This window comes from Thalassobium sp. R2A62 (genome assembly GCF_000161835.1).
In the GTDB taxonomy this organism is placed as follows: domain Bacteria; phylum Pseudomonadota; class Alphaproteobacteria; order Rhodobacterales; family Rhodobacteraceae; genus Thalassobium.
The window spans coordinates 2,191,686-2,206,840 of record NZ_GG697169.2 but is presented as its reverse complement, the minus strand read 5'-3'; the positions used below and the strand labels follow the sequence as shown (position 1 = coordinate 2,206,840).

Annotated in this window: 14 protein-coding genes; 8 read left to right on the top strand and 6 right to left on the bottom strand. The window is 56.5% G+C overall.

Annotated elements, in window-relative coordinates:
* Positions 1–7: 7 nt before the first annotated feature.
* Genes TR2A62_RS10945 through TR2A62_RS10925 form a run of 5 tightly spaced genes read left to right on the top strand, consistent with a single transcriptional unit; the run spans position 8 to position 7,415 of the window.
* Complete coding sequence (locus tag TR2A62_RS10945; RefSeq protein ID WP_009157677.1) at positions 8–2,461, top strand: FAD-dependent oxidoreductase; 2,454 nt, start codon at positions 8–10, stop codon at positions 2,459–2,461.
* Positions 2,461–3,420 (top strand): hypothetical protein, encoded by a 960-nt coding sequence (locus tag TR2A62_RS10940; protein ID WP_009160341.1) that lies wholly within the window; start codon positions 2,461–2,463, stop codon positions 3,418–3,420. Before TR2A62_RS10945 ends, TR2A62_RS10940 begins: the two co-directional genes overlap by 1 nt.
* Positions 3,417–4,283, top strand: a complete 867-nt coding sequence (locus tag TR2A62_RS10935; protein ID WP_009160686.1) for a homocysteine S-methyltransferase family protein — start codon at positions 3,417–3,419, stop codon at positions 4,281–4,283. Before TR2A62_RS10940 ends, TR2A62_RS10935 begins: the two co-directional genes overlap by 4 nt.
* Before the next feature lie 12 nt (positions 4,284–4,295).
* Positions 4,296–6,743 (top strand): FAD-dependent oxidoreductase, encoded by a 2,448-nt coding sequence (locus TR2A62_RS10930; RefSeq protein ID WP_009157506.1) that lies wholly within the window; start codon positions 4,296–4,298, stop codon positions 6,741–6,743.
* 24 nt (positions 6,744–6,767) lie between these two features.
* Positions 6,768–7,415, top strand: a complete 648-nt coding sequence (locus TR2A62_RS10925) for an RluA family pseudouridine synthase (RefSeq protein ID WP_009160042.1) — start codon at positions 6,768–6,770, stop codon at positions 7,413–7,415.
* Here the strand turns inward: TR2A62_RS10925 and TR2A62_RS10920 are convergent.
* The 4 genes from TR2A62_RS10920 to TR2A62_RS10905 form a co-directional block, all read right to left on the bottom strand.
* Positions 7,393–8,370 (bottom strand): hypothetical protein, encoded by a 978-nt coding sequence (locus TR2A62_RS10920; protein ID WP_150103486.1) that lies wholly within the window; start codon positions 8,368–8,370, stop codon positions 7,393–7,395. The two genes, TR2A62_RS10925 and TR2A62_RS10920, sit on opposite strands and share 23 nt — an antisense overlap.
* A 74-nt stretch (positions 8,371–8,444) precedes the next feature.
* The gene (locus TR2A62_RS10915; protein WP_009160801.1) at positions 8,445–9,029 is read right to left on the bottom strand and encodes a phosphotransferase; all 585 of its coding nucleotides are present in this window, start codon (positions 9,027–9,029) and stop codon (positions 8,445–8,447) included.
* Positions 9,030–9,148: 119 nt separating this feature from the next.
* The gene (locus tag TR2A62_RS10910; protein ID WP_009159604.1) at positions 9,149–9,379 is read right to left on the bottom strand and encodes a hypothetical protein; all 231 of its coding nucleotides are present in this window, start codon (positions 9,377–9,379) and stop codon (positions 9,149–9,151) included.
* Positions 9,380–10,810, bottom strand: coding sequence for an aldehyde dehydrogenase family protein (locus tag TR2A62_RS10905; protein WP_009158802.1), 1,431 nt, complete (start codon positions 10,808–10,810; stop codon positions 9,380–9,382).
* Between the two features lie 149 nt (positions 10,811–10,959).
* On the opposite strand from TR2A62_RS10905, the gene TR2A62_RS10900 reads away from it, so the two are divergent.
* The 3 genes from TR2A62_RS10900 to TR2A62_RS10890 all read left to right on the top strand — a co-directional run bounded on the left by TR2A62_RS10900 (position 10,960) and on the right by TR2A62_RS10890 (position 12,441).
* Positions 10,960–11,613 (top strand): peroxiredoxin, encoded by a 654-nt coding sequence (locus TR2A62_RS10900; RefSeq protein WP_009160403.1) that lies wholly within the window; start codon positions 10,960–10,962, stop codon positions 11,611–11,613.
* Between the two features lie 102 nt (positions 11,614–11,715).
* The gene (locus TR2A62_RS10895; RefSeq protein ID WP_009159586.1) at positions 11,716–11,916 is read left to right on the top strand and encodes a hypothetical protein; all 201 of its coding nucleotides are present in this window, start codon (positions 11,716–11,718) and stop codon (positions 11,914–11,916) included.
* Between the two features lie 303 nt (positions 11,917–12,219).
* Positions 12,220–12,441: a Flp family type IVb pilin gene (locus tag TR2A62_RS10890; RefSeq protein ID WP_150103587.1), complete on the top strand. Its 222-nt coding sequence runs from the start codon at positions 12,220–12,222 to the stop codon at positions 12,439–12,441.
* Between the two features lie 148 nt (positions 12,442–12,589).
* Here the strand turns inward: TR2A62_RS10890 and TR2A62_RS19390 are convergent, their stop codons facing one another.
* Positions 12,590–12,721, bottom strand: a complete 132-nt coding sequence (locus TR2A62_RS19390) for an aquaporin Z, major intrinsic protein (RefSeq protein ID WP_009157496.1) — start codon at positions 12,719–12,721, stop codon at positions 12,590–12,592.
* A gap of 211 nt (positions 12,722–12,932) precedes the next feature.
* Entirely contained in the window at positions 12,933–15,068 is a 2,136-nt protein-coding gene (pnp, locus tag TR2A62_RS10880; RefSeq protein ID WP_009160904.1) for a polyribonucleotide nucleotidyltransferase, read from the bottom strand.
* Positions 15,069–15,155: the final 87 nt, after the last annotated feature.

Genomic DNA, 15,155 nt, shown 5'->3' with positions numbered 1-15,155 from the left:
AACACTCATGTCAGATTTTCCAACGACGGCCCGTGTGGTCATCATCGGCGGTGGTGTGGTCGGCACATCCACGCTGTTTCATTTGGCCAAGGCAGGCTGGACCGATTGTGTTCTGCTCGAGAAAAACGAACTGACCGCTGGGTCGACATGGCATGCAGCGGGCAACTGCCCGAACTTTGCGCCGAACTGGGCGGTGATGAACATGCAGCGCTTTGGTCTGGAAATGTACCGGACGCTGGCCGAGGATGTTGATTATCCGATGAACTATCACGTGACCGGTTCGATCCGGTTGGCGCATTCCAAAGAGCGGATGCAAGAGTTTGAAAAGATCGCGTCGCAGGCGCGGTACCAAGGGTTGCAGATGGATGTCTGCACCCCAGACGAACTGCGTGCGCATAACCCGTTTATGGAGACCCATGATCTGGCAGGTGGTTTGTGGGATCCGTTGGATGGTGACATTGACCCCGCACAGTTGACCCAAGCGCTGGCCAAAGGTGCGCGGGATGCAGGCGGGCGGATCGAACGTTTCCGCCCAGTGACAGGCATTGACCGCGATGGGGACGAGTGGATCGTCAAGACCGACAAAGGCGACATTCGTTGCGAGAAAGTTGTGAACTGTGCGGGATACTATGCCCAACGTGTGGGCGAGATGTTCAAGCCATTCGGGGGCCGTACGGTGCCGATGGTTGTGATGTCGCACCAGTATTTCCTGACGGGTCAACTGCCCGAGCTTGAGGCATGGACCAAAGAGCAGGGTCACAAGATGCCAATGATCCGTGACCCCGACATCAGCTACTATCTGCGTCAGGACAAGAACGGTCTGAACCTTGGCCCCTACGAACGGAACTGTAAGGCGCATTGGGTGACCCCTGAGGATCCGATGCCAGAGGACTTTAGCTTCCAATTGTATCCAGATGACCTAGAGCGGCTCGAATTCTACATCGAAGACGCGATGGGGCGTTTGCCGCTGTTGGGCGAAGGTGGGGTTGAGCGGAATATCAACGGCCCGATCCCCTATGCGCCGGACGGATTGCCGATGATCGGCCCGATGCCGGGCGTCAAGAATGCCTTTGAAGGCCATAGCTTTACCTTTGGTATCGCGCAGGGTGGCGGTGCCGGCAAAGTGCTGTCCCAGTGGATCATGCATGGCGAGACGGAAATGGATATGTGGTCGGTTGATCCGCGCCGCTATACCGATTTCGCGGATCACGATTATTGTCTCGCCAAAGCGTTGGAAACCTATGGCCACGAATATGCGATGCATTTCCCGCATCACGAATGGCCCGCAGGACGCAACAAGAAGCTGTCGCCAAACCACACGGCGTTGCTCGCCTCTGGTGCCCAGATGGGGGCCTATAACGGGTGGGAACGTGCGAACTGGTTTGCGGCCGAGGGCGAGGATACGTCTGAAGAAAGCACGCAGACTTGGGACCGGATCGGACCATGGTCCGCAAGCATCAAGCGCGAAGTCGAGGCGGTACGTGACAACGCTGGTGTTCTCGATATGCCAGGTTTCTCACGCTATACCCTGTCGGGTGCGGGGTCTGCCGAATGGCTGCGTGGTCAAATCGTGGGTGCCTTGCCTAAGGTTGGTCGCATGAACCTAGGCTATTTCACAGACAGCCGTGGCCGTGTTGTGACTGAGGTCACGATCATCCGTTGGGGTGACGATGATTTCTGGATCATGACGGCGGCTGTCGCACAGTGGCACGACTTTGAATTCCTACAGTCGCGGTTGCCCGAGGGCAGCGATATCACGATGACCGACATCACAACCGAGTGGTCGACTGCATTGCTGAACGGTCCAAAATCGCGCGACATGTTGGCCGCGACTTCTGAAGGCGCTGATCTGGAAGCAGGCTGGCTGACGCTGCAAGACGCAACAGTTGCGGGCAAAGCGGTCAAGCTGTTCCGGATTTCGTTTGCGGGCGAATTGGGCTGGGAAGTGCATTCCAAGTTTGAAGACAGTGCCGTTGTCTATGAGGCGATCCGCGCACAGGGCGCTGCTCCGTTCGGGATGTATGCGCTAAACTCGATGCGGATCGAAAAGGGCTACCGCACGTGGAAGGGCGATCTGTCGACAGATTATACCTTGCTCGAAAGCGGTCTGGACCGGTTCTTGCGTCTGGGCAAAGAGCAGGACTTCCCTGGTAAAGCGGCGCTGGCATCCGAGATGCAGAGCGGACCTAAGAAGGGTTTTGTCACCATGATCGTCGAAGCAGGGGACAAAGATGCGCCCTATATGTCGCCGGTGTGGATGGGTGACGAAATCGTGGGCGAGACAACCTCGGGCGATTGGGGTTACCGCGTGAACAAGTCCATCGCGCTGGGCGTTGTGCGCACAGATGCATCCAAGCCCGGGACCGAGCTAGAGGTCGAAATCTACGGCACACGGTTCAAGGCAGTCGTCCAAGAAGACGCACCATTGTGGGATGCGGATAACGCACGCATTCGCGCCTGATGACGAACGAGAGAACATCGCAGGATGCCGGAGGACGGCGGCGCATTTTTGGCGCCGTCGTTTTCGCGGCTGTCCTCTATATGGTGTTCTTCACCTTTGAGAGTGGTGGTGACGCCGGTTTCTGGGTTTCGATGGTTCTGTTCCCGATCTGTGTCGGCATGACGTTGCAGATCATATTGGACCCGATGCTGCGCCAACCCTTTGGGTGGGTCAGCCGGTGGGTCTGGGGCATTCTGGCATTGCTCGCGGTCGCAATGTTGGTTGTGGCGGCAGAGACATTAATCTGTGTGGTTATTGGTTCGCCTTTCCTGCTTGGGTTGCCGTTGGTTGGTATCTCGCTGACGCGTATCGCATTGATGCGGTTGAACGACCGTTCTGCACAGATCACCCGCGTTAGCCTATTGGGATTGCCCTTGGTGATGGCGAGCCTTGGCTGGTCGTTCCTATTTCCCGAACGGACTGAAATGGTGACCAATCAGATCGTCATCGACGCCCCAGCAGAGGTCGTCTGGCAGCACATAATGACATTTGACACCGTGCAGCCTGAGGAACAGTTGCGGACTGTGTCGCACAACCTATTGCAGGCGACCCAACCGATCCGGTCGTCCGTCCAAGATAGCATCCGGTACGCCGAGTGGACGATGGGTGTCGACTACGAAGAATATCTGACGCTTGTGTCTGCACCGACAACCATGCTGTGGGACATTCGCTTTGCCCCGGATTTCAAGAGGGACGGTTTTGACACCCATATCTCGCCGGCCTCATCGCAGTTGATGTTGTTGCGGGGCGGTTATGATCTAGAAGAAGTGCGCGGGAAAACCACCGTGACACTCACAACAGAATACCGACTTCGCACGGCCTTTAACGGGTATGTGGCGTGGTGGGGCGCTCAGTTCTTGGGCGACAATCACAACAGTATATTGCACGTGCTGAAACGCCGTGCCGAGGATGAGACATGATTACTCTGCTAGATGGCGGTATGGGCCAAGAGCTGATCGCGCGCGCAGGCAAGGCCACGGGTCTGTGGTCTGTGCAGGCGTTGCTGGACCAGCCGGAATTGGTGCGCGAGGTGCATGACGAGTATTTCGCAGCGGGCGCGCAGGTGGCCACGACGAATACCTATTCGGTGTTACCGGACCGGTTGGAAAAAGAGGGTTTGGGCGATCATTTGCATCGGCTTTCCGATCTTGCCTGCCGCATGGCGGTCGAGGCGCGGGATGCGCATGGATCGGGCATGGTTGCAGGGTCATTGGGGCCGATCGGATTTTCCTATCAGCCGGACAAAGCGCCCCCCGCTGAGCGTGCGGCCGAGGTCTATGCCGATCTCGCGCAGGCGCACGCAAAGTTTGTCGATGTTCATGTGCTTGAAACCATGAGTAGCGTGGACCAAGCGCGCGGTGGTTTGATGGGCTGTGCGGTGACGGACAAACCCGTTTGGGTGGCGGTCTCTGTCGATGACAATAACGGCACGCGGTTGCGATCAGGCGAGCCTGTGGTCGATGTGTTGACGCTGTTGGCCGAGTACAAGCCTGCGGCGCTGTTTATCAACTGTTCCCTGCCTGAGGCGGTGTCTCAGGCGATCCCGTTGATCGCGGGGCAGGGCGTGCCAGTAGGCGCCTATGCCAATGGATTCACGGGCATCTCGGACAGTTTTGATCACATCGGGTCGACGGTGGACGTGCTCAAGGCGCGAACCGATCTGGGCCCCAATCAATATGCTGATTTTGCCCAAGGATGGGTCGATGCGGGGGCCACCCTGATCGGTGGATGTTGTGAAGTGGGACCGGCACATATTGCCGAGATGTCCCGCCGATTTTCATAAAGGACGAATGTGATGGCTGATCTTCCAAACAAAGCACGTGTGGTTATTGTCGGTGGTGGTGTTGTGGGGTGTTCGGTGGCGTACCACCTCGCCAAACTGGGCTGGAAGGAGGTCGTTTTATTGGAACGCAAACAGCTGACCAGTGGTACAACATGGCATGCGGCGGGTCTGATTGCGCAGCTGCGCGCGACCAAGAACATGACCAAGTTGGCCAAGTATTCTCAAGAGCTGTACGGCGATCTTGAGGCCGAGACAGGTGTCTCCACTGGGTTCAAGAGGTGTGGGTCGATCACTGTTGCATTGACCGATGAGCGTCTCGAAGAGATCAACCGTCAGGCTGCGATGGCGCGATCGTTCGGCGTTGAGGCCGAACCGATTTCGCCAGAAGAGGTCAAGAAGCGCTATGAGCATCTGAACATCGACGGTGTGACGGGGGGCGTTTATCTGCCGCTCGACGGTCAGGGTGATCCGGCGAATATCGCGCTGGCACTGGCCAAGGGCGGACGGATGAACGGCGCGGTCGTCAAAGAACGCACACGCGTGACTGCCATTCACCGTGAGGGGCGTCGGGCCACTGGCGTTGCATGGGAAGGTGAGAACGGCGAGACCGGCAGGATCGAGGCCGAGCATGTTGTGAACTGTGGTGGCATGTGGGCGCACGAGGTTGGCCGAATGGTCAACGTGAACGTGCCGCTGCATGCTTGCGAGCACTTCTACATTGTGACCGAGAGCATTCCGAACCTGACCCAGATGCCTGTGCTGCGGGTGCCGGACGAATGCGCATATTACAAGGAAGACGCGGGCAAGATTTTGCTAGGGGCGTTCGAGCCTAATGCGAAACCTTGGGCGATGGATGGCATCCCAGCGGATTTCGAGTTTGATCAGCTGCCAGAAGATTTTGATCACTTTGAGCCGATCCTAGAGGCCGCGGTCGAGCGGATGCCGATGCTGGCCGAAGCGGGGATCCACACGTTCTTTAACGGACCTGAATCCTTTACGCCTGATGATGCCTATCATCTGGGGCTGGCGCCCGAGATGGATAACTTTTGGGTCGCGGCGGGCTTTAACTCGATCGGGATTCAATCGGCAGGTGGTGCAGGGTCTGCATTGGCGCAATGGATGGATGAGGGCGCAAAACCCTTTGACCTGGGCGACGTCGACATCAGCCGGATGCAGCCGTTCCAAGGCAATAAGACGTATTTGTTCGAGCGCTCGAAAGAGACCTTGGGGCTGCTATATGCGGACCACTATCCCTACCGTCAAAAGGCGACCGCGCGCGGTGTGCGCCGGACGCCGTTCCATCAGCATCTGCTGAACAATGGCGCTGTGATGGGCGAGATTGCCGGATGGGAGCGGGCCAACTGGTTTGCGAACGAAGGACAGAAGCCCGAGTACGAATATTCGTGGAAGCGTCAGAACTTTTTCGACAATGTCGCGACTGAGCATAACGCGGTGCGTACAAATGTTGGCATGTATGACATGACCAGCTTTGGCAAAATCCGTGTCGAAGGGCGCGATGCCGAGGCGTTTATGAACTATGTCGGTGGTGGCGATTATTCGGTGCCTGTGGGCAAGATCGTCTATACGCAATTTCTAAATGACTGCGCAGGTATCGAGGCAGACGTCACTGTCACGCGAATGTCCGAGACGGCGTATTTGGTGGTGACGCCGGCTGCGACGCGACTGGCTGACGAGACATGGCTGCGGCGCAATCAGGGTGATTTCAATGTGGTCATCACGGATGTCACAGCGGGCGAAGGTGTGCTGGCCGTGATGGGGCCGAATGCGCGTACGCTACTCGAGAAAGTGTCACCAGCAGATTTTAGCAATGATGCGAACCCGTTTGGCACGGCGCAAGAGATCGAGCTGGGGATGGGTCTGGCCCGTGTGCACCGCGTGACCTATGTCGGCGAGCTGGGTTGGGAAATCTACATGTCGTCCGATATGGCGGGCCATGTGTTTGAGACCTTGCATGAAGCAGGTCAGGACATGGGGCTCAAGCTGTGCGGCATGCATATGATGGACAGCTGCCGTTTGGAAAAAGGTTTCCGCCACTTTGGTCACGACATCACGTCAGAGGATCATGTGATGGAGGCGGGGCTGGGCTTTGCCGTCAAAAAGGACAAGCCGAATTTCATCGGCCGCGAGGCGGTGCTGGACAAGGCTGAAAAGGGTCTTGATATGCGGCTGCTGCAGTTCAAGCTGAAGGACAGTGAACCGCTCTTGTATCATGCCGAGCCTGTGTTGCGTGATGGCGAACTGGCGGGGTATCTAACTTCGGGCAACTACGGCCACCATTTAGGCGCCGCGATGGGCATGGGATATGTTCAGTGTTCAGGTGAAAAGCTGGCCGATGTTCTGGCGTCGGACTACGAGATCGATGTGGCAGGCACACGGGTCAAAGCCGAAGTGTCGTCCAAACCATTTTACGATCCTAAATCAGAGCGGGTTAAGGTCTGATTTAACCTGTGCTAGTGGGGGCGGATGAGTAGCGATTACAATCCGCCCCACGACCCGTTGGTCATTCTGCACGAAGATCACGAAGTCATTCTGGTTGATAAGCCTGAGGGCCTGTTGTCCGTTCCGGGCAAGGGCGAGCATCTGGCTGACTGTTTGCTGACGCGGTTGCAGGCCGCGTTTCCTACGGCATTGTTGGTGCACCGGTTGGACCGCGACACGAGCGGTGTGATGATCTTTGCTGCGACGCGACATGCACAGCGGCATCTGGGATTACAGTTCGAAAAACGTCACACGAAAAAGACCTATGTTGCGCGGGTCTGGGGCGATCTGCAACCTAAAGAGGGAACAGTTGACCAGCCGATCATTGTTGATTGGGAAAACCGGCCGCGGCAAAAGATTTGTGCCGAGACAGGGCGCGCGGCGCAGACAGATTGGCGTGTTGTGCGCGGCGACGGTGCCGAGACGCGGGTGCGATTGATGCCCAAAACGGGACGGTCGCATCAGTTGCGGCTGCATATGCTGCATCTGGGGCATCCGATTTTGGGTGATCCGTTTTATGCGACGGGTGCGGCGCTGGACCACCCGCGCATGATGCTACATTCAGAGACATTGCAATTCCGGCATCCTGACGGAGGTCAGGGGATGCGGATCACGGCAAAGGCACCGTTTTAGGCGAGTCATGGCGCGCGTGCAGCAGGTCGATGGCATGGGCAAAATGACGAGGGTTGCGTTGAACGATGGCACTGCGGATGCGGAAGCCTGACGCTTGGATATGCGCCGAGAGATGCAAGGCCTGTGGATCAATGCCCGTCCAATTCACAAGGTCCTTAAAAGCAAGTGTATAGATTTGCCGTGTCGAAGGCGAGCGCACCGCATTGACCAGTGAAGTGCACAGGTTGCCACCCAGCGGGGTGCGTTTCATATTGCCCAGATCAATGATTGAAAAGTCGCTACCGTTAAACAGGACGTTAGAGCTGCTTAGGTCATTGTGGTTGGCAGAATGGGGCAGCGTTGCAATCTGCGCGATATCAGCATCAAGGGTGTCGAGATCAATGCCGGATAAAGCGAGATGTTTGCGGACCCAACTGCGCTCGAGCAATCCGCTCCGCGTATGAGGGAGTGTGGACTTACCCGCCAACGCAGCCATGGCGTCACTGCCCAGTTCGTGTGCGGAGGGTTGAATCGCATTGATTTGGGTATCGGAAAACTGATCGATCCGCTTGCCTTCGGCCCATGCAATAAAAATGTGGAACGACAATGCGCGGGTACTGACCCCTAAAATCTGGGGTGTATGGCGTAGGTCAGCGCCGACAAGATAACGGCTTGCGTCAAATTCATGCGGATTGTCGGTGGCTTTTTCGAGGAATTTGGGGCCGTTTTTGCCCGCCTGCCATAGACGTATTTCGCGACTATTGGTCCCAGCGGGAATTGACCCAACTGGGACGGGGGTGGCGTTCACACCGCCAAGTTTTTGGGCAATTTTTGCACGGACATGATCCAGCGGCTCTGGCGCGTTCAGCCTTTGTTTGGCCAACAGCCTGAGCCGGTTGGTTAGACGGCTGAGTTTCCAGCCTTGTTTGCTGAGGTGAAGCATGCACTGGGCGGGCAGTGAATAAGAAGCGGTCATCAATTTTCGAATTCAGGAAATATAGGATTGGTCAATTTTTCAGACTGTATTCGATCGGATAGCTGATGGGAAGATTAGCGATCGGGAGGGGTCAGCATGCCGCACAGTTTGACCACGCTGGCAAAGCGGTTAGCGGATTTATGGTTGATCGCACGGCGCATGTTGACCTCGATACAATGGGTCAAACAGGATTGACGCACCGTCTGAGGCGCGAGATCAGCAGGATGTGCCAGATGAACAACGGCCTCTTCAAAATGGCGGCTGTTGTCGGGGTGGTTTGCTGCGATCAGCGCAAAAGGGTGCACTTCGGCGCCGATGTTCGAGACCATCAACATCCCCAGATCAATCAGCCAGTTTTCACCCGTCTCAGCATCGTGAAGGACGTTATTGAAGTGTAGGTCGTTGTGGATGAGGTGCTGGGGAACTGTGCGTGTGGTCGCCAATGCGCCGTCAAGGGTGGCGAGGGGCACATCATTTTCAGTCAGCAGTTTGCGAACCCAAGGGGTCTGGATCAGCGCATAGCTTTGGGTTTCGATCCCCGCTAGCGACTGAGTGGCCGAGCCCAATGAACGGCTGAACCCGAAGGATGCCTCGACCAAGGGAGCGGTCGAAAAGTCGGGAGCCTTGATGTCGAGAGGGGTGCCGGCTGCGACTGTCATGAACAGGTGGTAGTTGAACCGATAGGAAAGGGCGCCCAAGACCGCTAGCAGGTGATCGACGTCGCGGCCGATGAGATGCCGAAAGGCGGCAAATTCGCTCTGGGTGGCGGTAATCTTTTCTAGAAACAGCGGGCCATCGGGGCCAGCGCGCCATAGATGGATGGCTTGGCTGCCTTTGCCTGCTCTGAGAGATCCGGCGGAAACTGGATCAACGGGCGACCTGCGAGGCGTGCAGCTGCATCGGCGCGAGCGCGTTCCAGACCCGTGAAATGTGGAGGGTTTTGAAAGAGAAAGCCGGTCTCTTGGACCGCCTTTCGCAAGAGTCGTGCGCGTTTGCGCCACCAAAACACTTAGGCTTTGTTCCAGCCGGATACGGATTTGACTTCGAGGAATTCCTCGAGACCGTAGACGCCACCTTCGCGGCCATTACCGGACTGTTTGTAGCCACCAAAGGGCGAGCCCTGTGCAAAGCCTTGGCCGTTGGTTTCAACCATGCCCGAACGCAAACGGCGCGCAACGCGGCGGCGTTTATCGTCGTCTGGCGTTTGGATGTAGTTGGTCAGGCCGTAGGGTGTGTCGTTGGCGATCGCGATTGCTTCTTCTTCGGTATCGAAAGGGATGACCGAGAGGACAGGGCCAAAGATCTCTGTGCGCGCAATTTCCATGTCGTTGTTCACGTCCGCAAAGACGGTCGGTTTGACATAGTAGCCACGGTTCAAGCCATCAGGGCGACCTGTGCCACCTGCAACGAGTTTTGCGCCTTCGTCGATGCCGACTTGGATCAGGCCCTGAATTTTGTCGAACTGTGCCTCGGACACGACTGGGCCGATGTGCTGGCCTTCGTCGGATGCTGGACCCACGTGTGTGTCGCGCGCCTGTTGTGCGACGACTTCGACGGCTTGGTCATAGACAGACCGTTCCACCAAGAGGCGGGTTGGGGCGTTACAGGACTGACCAGTGTTGCGGAAGCAGCGGTCGGCCGAGTATTTCATCGCCTTTTCGCCTGCATCAGCAAACAGGATGTTGGCGCCTTTGCCGCCCAGCTCGAGGCTGACGCGCTTGAGCGTATCTGCAGCGGCCTTGGAAATCAGGATACCTGCGCGGGACGAACCGGTGAAAGACACCATGTCGACCTCTGGGTGAACCGACAGCTGGCTGCCGACACCAACGCCGTCGCCGTTGACCATGTTAAAGACGCCAGCAGGGAAGCCTGCCTCGTCCATGAATTCAGCAAACAGGATGCCGGACAGGGGTGCGATCTCGGACGGTTTGAGAACAACGGTACAGCCTGTCGCAATCGCAGGCACGGCCTTGAGCACGATCTGGTTCATTGGCCAGTTCCAAGGAGTGATCAAAGCACACACGCCGATCGGCTCGAGCAGAGTTGTTTCGGTCGCGGTGTACGGTTTTTCGAATTCAAACTTTTCGAACGCTTTGATGAACCCTTCGAGGTGCCAGCTGCCGGCGCCTGTTTGGTTCACGCGGGACATCGAAATCGGTGCGCCCATCTCAAGGCTCATGGCTTGGGCCATTTCCTCGGCGCGTGATTTGTAAACCTCGAGCAATTTGTTCAAGAGCGCGAGACGCTCTTCTTTGGAGGTTTGGGACCAACTGTCGAATGCGTCACGTGCAGCCGCAACAGCCGCGTCTGTGTCTGCCTGACCGCCGAGCGAGATTGTCGCTGCGACTTCTTCGTCGGATGGGTTGATGACGTCATAGTTATTGGCAGCCGCTGGGGCGACCCATTGGCCATTGATGTAGAAATTCTTGAGGTTGGACATGGTGCACCTGAGTGTTTGGGTTCTGCCGCACAGTGCCGATTTGGAGACAGGTGCGCAAGCGGGGTTGGCGTTGGGTTATCTCGCACCTTATATAGCGGTCAAGGCAGTTGTCACAGACGGCTGCGACACCCCAACCTAGGAGTTCCGACATGAGCCTACGTATTAATGATGAAATTCCCAATCTCTCTGTCAAAACGGACAAGGGTGACTTTTTGTTGCATGATTTTGTTGATGACAAATGGACGATCTTATTTTCTCACCCCAAGGATTTCACGCCTGTTTGCACGACCGAATTTGGCGCTGTTGCACAGTTGGCTGATGAATGGGCCAAGCGCGATACGAATGTGATCGGTGTGTCCGTGGATGGGGTCGAAGACCACGAGAAATGGAAAGCCGACATCGAGGTCGTTGCAGGGACCGAAGCCACGTTCCCGATTATCGCAGATAGCGATCTGTTGGTGTCCAAGGCGTTTGATATGCTGCCAGCCGAGGCGTACATGCCCGACGGTCGCACACCTGCGGACAGTGCCACGGTGCGGTCTGTTTTCATCATCGGACCGGACAATCAGCTGAAACTGTCGATGACCTATCCCATGACAGTCGGTCGGAACTTTGCCGAAGTTCTGCGTGCCCTAGACGGGTTGCAGACATCGACAGGCCAGGGCGTCGCCACGCCAGCGAACTGGAACATTGGCGATGATGTAATCATCCCTGCGACAGTTTCGGACGAAGACGCAACTGCGCGTTTCGGGTCATTTGATAAAGTTCTGCCGTATCTGCGCAAGGCACAGCTGCCCAAGTAAGGGTGCTGTTCTGAATGTGATTGAGGCCCGGGCAATAGAGATGTTGCGCGGGCCTTTTCATGTGGATTTGGCGGTAGGCTGCTGATCGGGAAGAATGGCCGCATGGATATTGTTTGGATCATTTTATGTGCACTGCTGATCATCGGTGTGGGGCTGGCTACCCGGGAGCGACGGCGCAAGCGGGTTTTGTTGGCGCATGATTTGAATCTGCAGGTTGGCCGGCAGGTTCACAGTGACCGGTTGGCCGAGCATGTGGTCGAGCAACAGCGCGGCAGCCGTTGGGGTGGTGGTTCGTTCGACTAGACATCCGTTGCCAAGACAACCAATAGGCCCCGCCGGTGACAGGAGTCATTCCGCACCGGAGGACACACACCCTACCTGCCTGCTGACCGAGAGGTCGGCAGGCTTTTGTTTTTCCGGCCTAATCTCGTCTGATTTCTCCGCCATCAATGGCGAACTGGCGGAAAGTTCAAGCTTCCCGCGGCGGGCCTGTTTTGTGTCTTGAGATCTCGTCGCAGACAGGCTGTTTTTGCTTCCGTCACCCAGGGTATATCTTTGTTTGGTCACCTGTCCGATCACAAAACACCTAGAACCAACATCGTGCTCATGCCTCTCTTCTCGACCTCCACGCGTCGTGGCGCGGCCCTCATCGAATACGGCCTGCTCGTCGGCCTTGTGGCCGTCGTCGCAAACGGCTCAGTCAGCACCCTTGGTGAAGAGATCGACGGGACATTTGCGAACGTGACAGCCGAGCTTTCTTCGAACACGGCAGGCGCCTCGACCGAGGCTCCGGCCCGCACGCCGGTTGCCATGGCGCACGGGACCTAACCCCCAGCCTGTGCGATAAATGTTGAAATATCGCGTCGCTTAAAGTCGACGTGCGACCTTCATAGGGTGTGAAGAAGTCGGGTCGTTGCGAAGATTGATGCCCTAGCATCCAGAAGTAATACTGCCGCTTTTTTTAAGAGGCCGAGCGCTAACAGCCCCCAGCCATATAGGACCCAAGGAGCTTGCCCTCTTTATGCTTGAGGCTCATGCTAGCGGCAGAGCCGCAACCGATTAGAACCAATGTGAATGCACCGATAAATTCGGCGATAGGCTTTTGCATAGTATTCCCTTCCCCGATCCGACACGCTGGCCGTTTGGTTTGAACAGGCGCAATATGCAGAGGATTGGCCGGTAAAATCATGGGAAAAAGTATGGCTGGGTTCCCGAAACGCCTGTCTAAAGCGTTTTTGACCAATTGCCGGACATAGCCCGACCCACAAAAAAGGCCCCGCTGTTTCCAACGGGGCCTGATTTGAATTCTTTAGAAGGGTTTAGTCCTCGGACTTCTTCTCTTCTGTGATCTCTGCGCCAGTTTCCTGATCGACAACTTTCATCGACAGGCGAACCTTGCCGCGGTCGTCAAAGCCCAACAGTTTGACCTTGACCTCTTGGCCCTCTTTGAGGACGTCCGATGGGTGGTTCAAGCGGCGGTTTTCGATCTGGGAAACGTGGACGAGGCCGTCACGCTTGCCAAAGAAGTTCACGAATGCACCGAAGTCGACGATCTTGACGACTGTACCGGTGTAGACTGCGCCTTCTTCTGGCTCGGCGACGATCGAGTGGATCATCTCGTATGCCTTGGCAATCGAATCTGCGTTGGCCGAAGCGATCTTGATGATGCCGTCGTCGTTGATGTCGACTTTGGCGCCGGACACTTCAACGATTTCACGGATCACTTTACCACCCGAACCGATGACTTCGCGGATTTTGTCGGTTGGAACCTGCATCGTTTCGATACGTGGTGCGTGTGCCGAGAATTCGCCAGCCGAGCTGATCGATTTGTTCATCTCACCCAAGATATGCAGACGGCCTTCTTTGGCTTGAGCCAAGGCTTTCTCCATGATGTCTGGCGTGATGCCTGCGACTTTGATGTCCATCTGCAGCGATGTGATACCAGCTTCGGTACCTGCTACTTTGAAGTCCATGTCGCCGAGGTGGTCTTCGTCACCAAGGATGTCTGTCAGGATCGCATAGTCGCCATCGTCTTCGAGAACGAGACCCATCGCAACACCAGCAACTGGTGCTTTGAGCGGCACACCTGCGTCCATCATGGACAGCGAGCCACCACAGACCGACGCCATCGAGGACGAGCCGTTGGATTCTGTGATCTCGGACACCAGACGGATGGTGTATGGGAAATCGGTGGCTGCTGGCAGAACGGCCTGAAGGGCGCGCCATGCGAGTTTACCGTGGCCGATTTCACGACGGCCGGGAGGGCCGAAGCGACCAACTTCACCAACCGAATAGGGTGGGAAGTTATAGTGCAGCATGAAGTTCGAACGATACATGCCCTGAAGCGCGTCGATCATCTGTTCGTCGTCGCCGGTACCCAGAGTGGCCACAACGAGGCCCTGAGTTTCGCCGCGTGTGAACAATGCCGAGCCGTGTGTACGTGGCAGGAGACCTGTCTCGCAAACGATGTCACGAACTTCGTCAGTCTTGCGACCGTCGATACGCTTGCCGTTTTTCACAACGTCGCCGCGCAGAACGCCGGACTCGAGCTTCTTGAGAGCGGAACCGAGGTTCTCGTCTTCGAGCTGCTCTTCTGTGAGGGCTGCTTTGATCGCGTCTTTGGCAGCGGCAACAGCGGATGTGCGTTCTTGCTTGTCAGTGATCGCATAGGCATCGCGCATTGCGTCTTCGCCAGCAGCCTTAACCGCAGCAAAGAGATCAGCGTAGTCCGGTGCTTGGAAGTCGAATGGCTCTTTGGCGCATTCTTCTGCCAGAGCGATGATGAGGTCGATCGGTGTCTGGATCTGCTCGTGAGCAAATTTAACAGCGCCGAGCATCTCTTCTTCGGTCAGCTCATACGCTTCGGATTCAACCATCATCACGGCATCTTTGGTGCCGGCAACAACAAGGTCGAGACGCTGCTCTGGCTTGTTGCGCAGATCGTGCATGTCGTCGAGCTCTGGGTTCAGGATGTATTCGCCATCTTCAAAGCCAACACGGCAAGCCGAGATTGGGCCCATGAACGGAGCGCCCGAAATTGTAAGAGCGGCCGATGCTGCGATCATCGCAACCATGTCAGGGTCGTTGACGAGGTCGTGCGACAGAACGGTACAGATGACCAGAACTTCGTTTTTGAAGCCGGGCACGAACAGCGGGCGGATCGGACGGTCGATCAGGCGGCTTGTCAGTGTCTCTTTCTCGGTAGGGCGTGCTTCGCGTTTGAAGAAGCCACCGGGAACTTTACCAGCTGCGTAATATTTTTCGTTGTAGTGCACGGTGAGGGGGAAGAAATCCTGACCGGGCTTTTGCTTTTTCGCAAATGTGACGTTGGCCATAACGGACGTCTCACCATAAGTGGCGATAACCGAACCGTCTGCCTGACGCGCAACTTTGCCTGTTTCGAGTGTCAGGGTTTCTTCGCCCCACTCGACTGACTTTTTCACTTCTTTAAACATCTATCGTTTCCTGTTTGGGCCATGCTCGGCGTTCCGAGTGCCCTATAAATTGGCGGCCCCATTGCCGCCGATCCCTGTCCTTTGCAC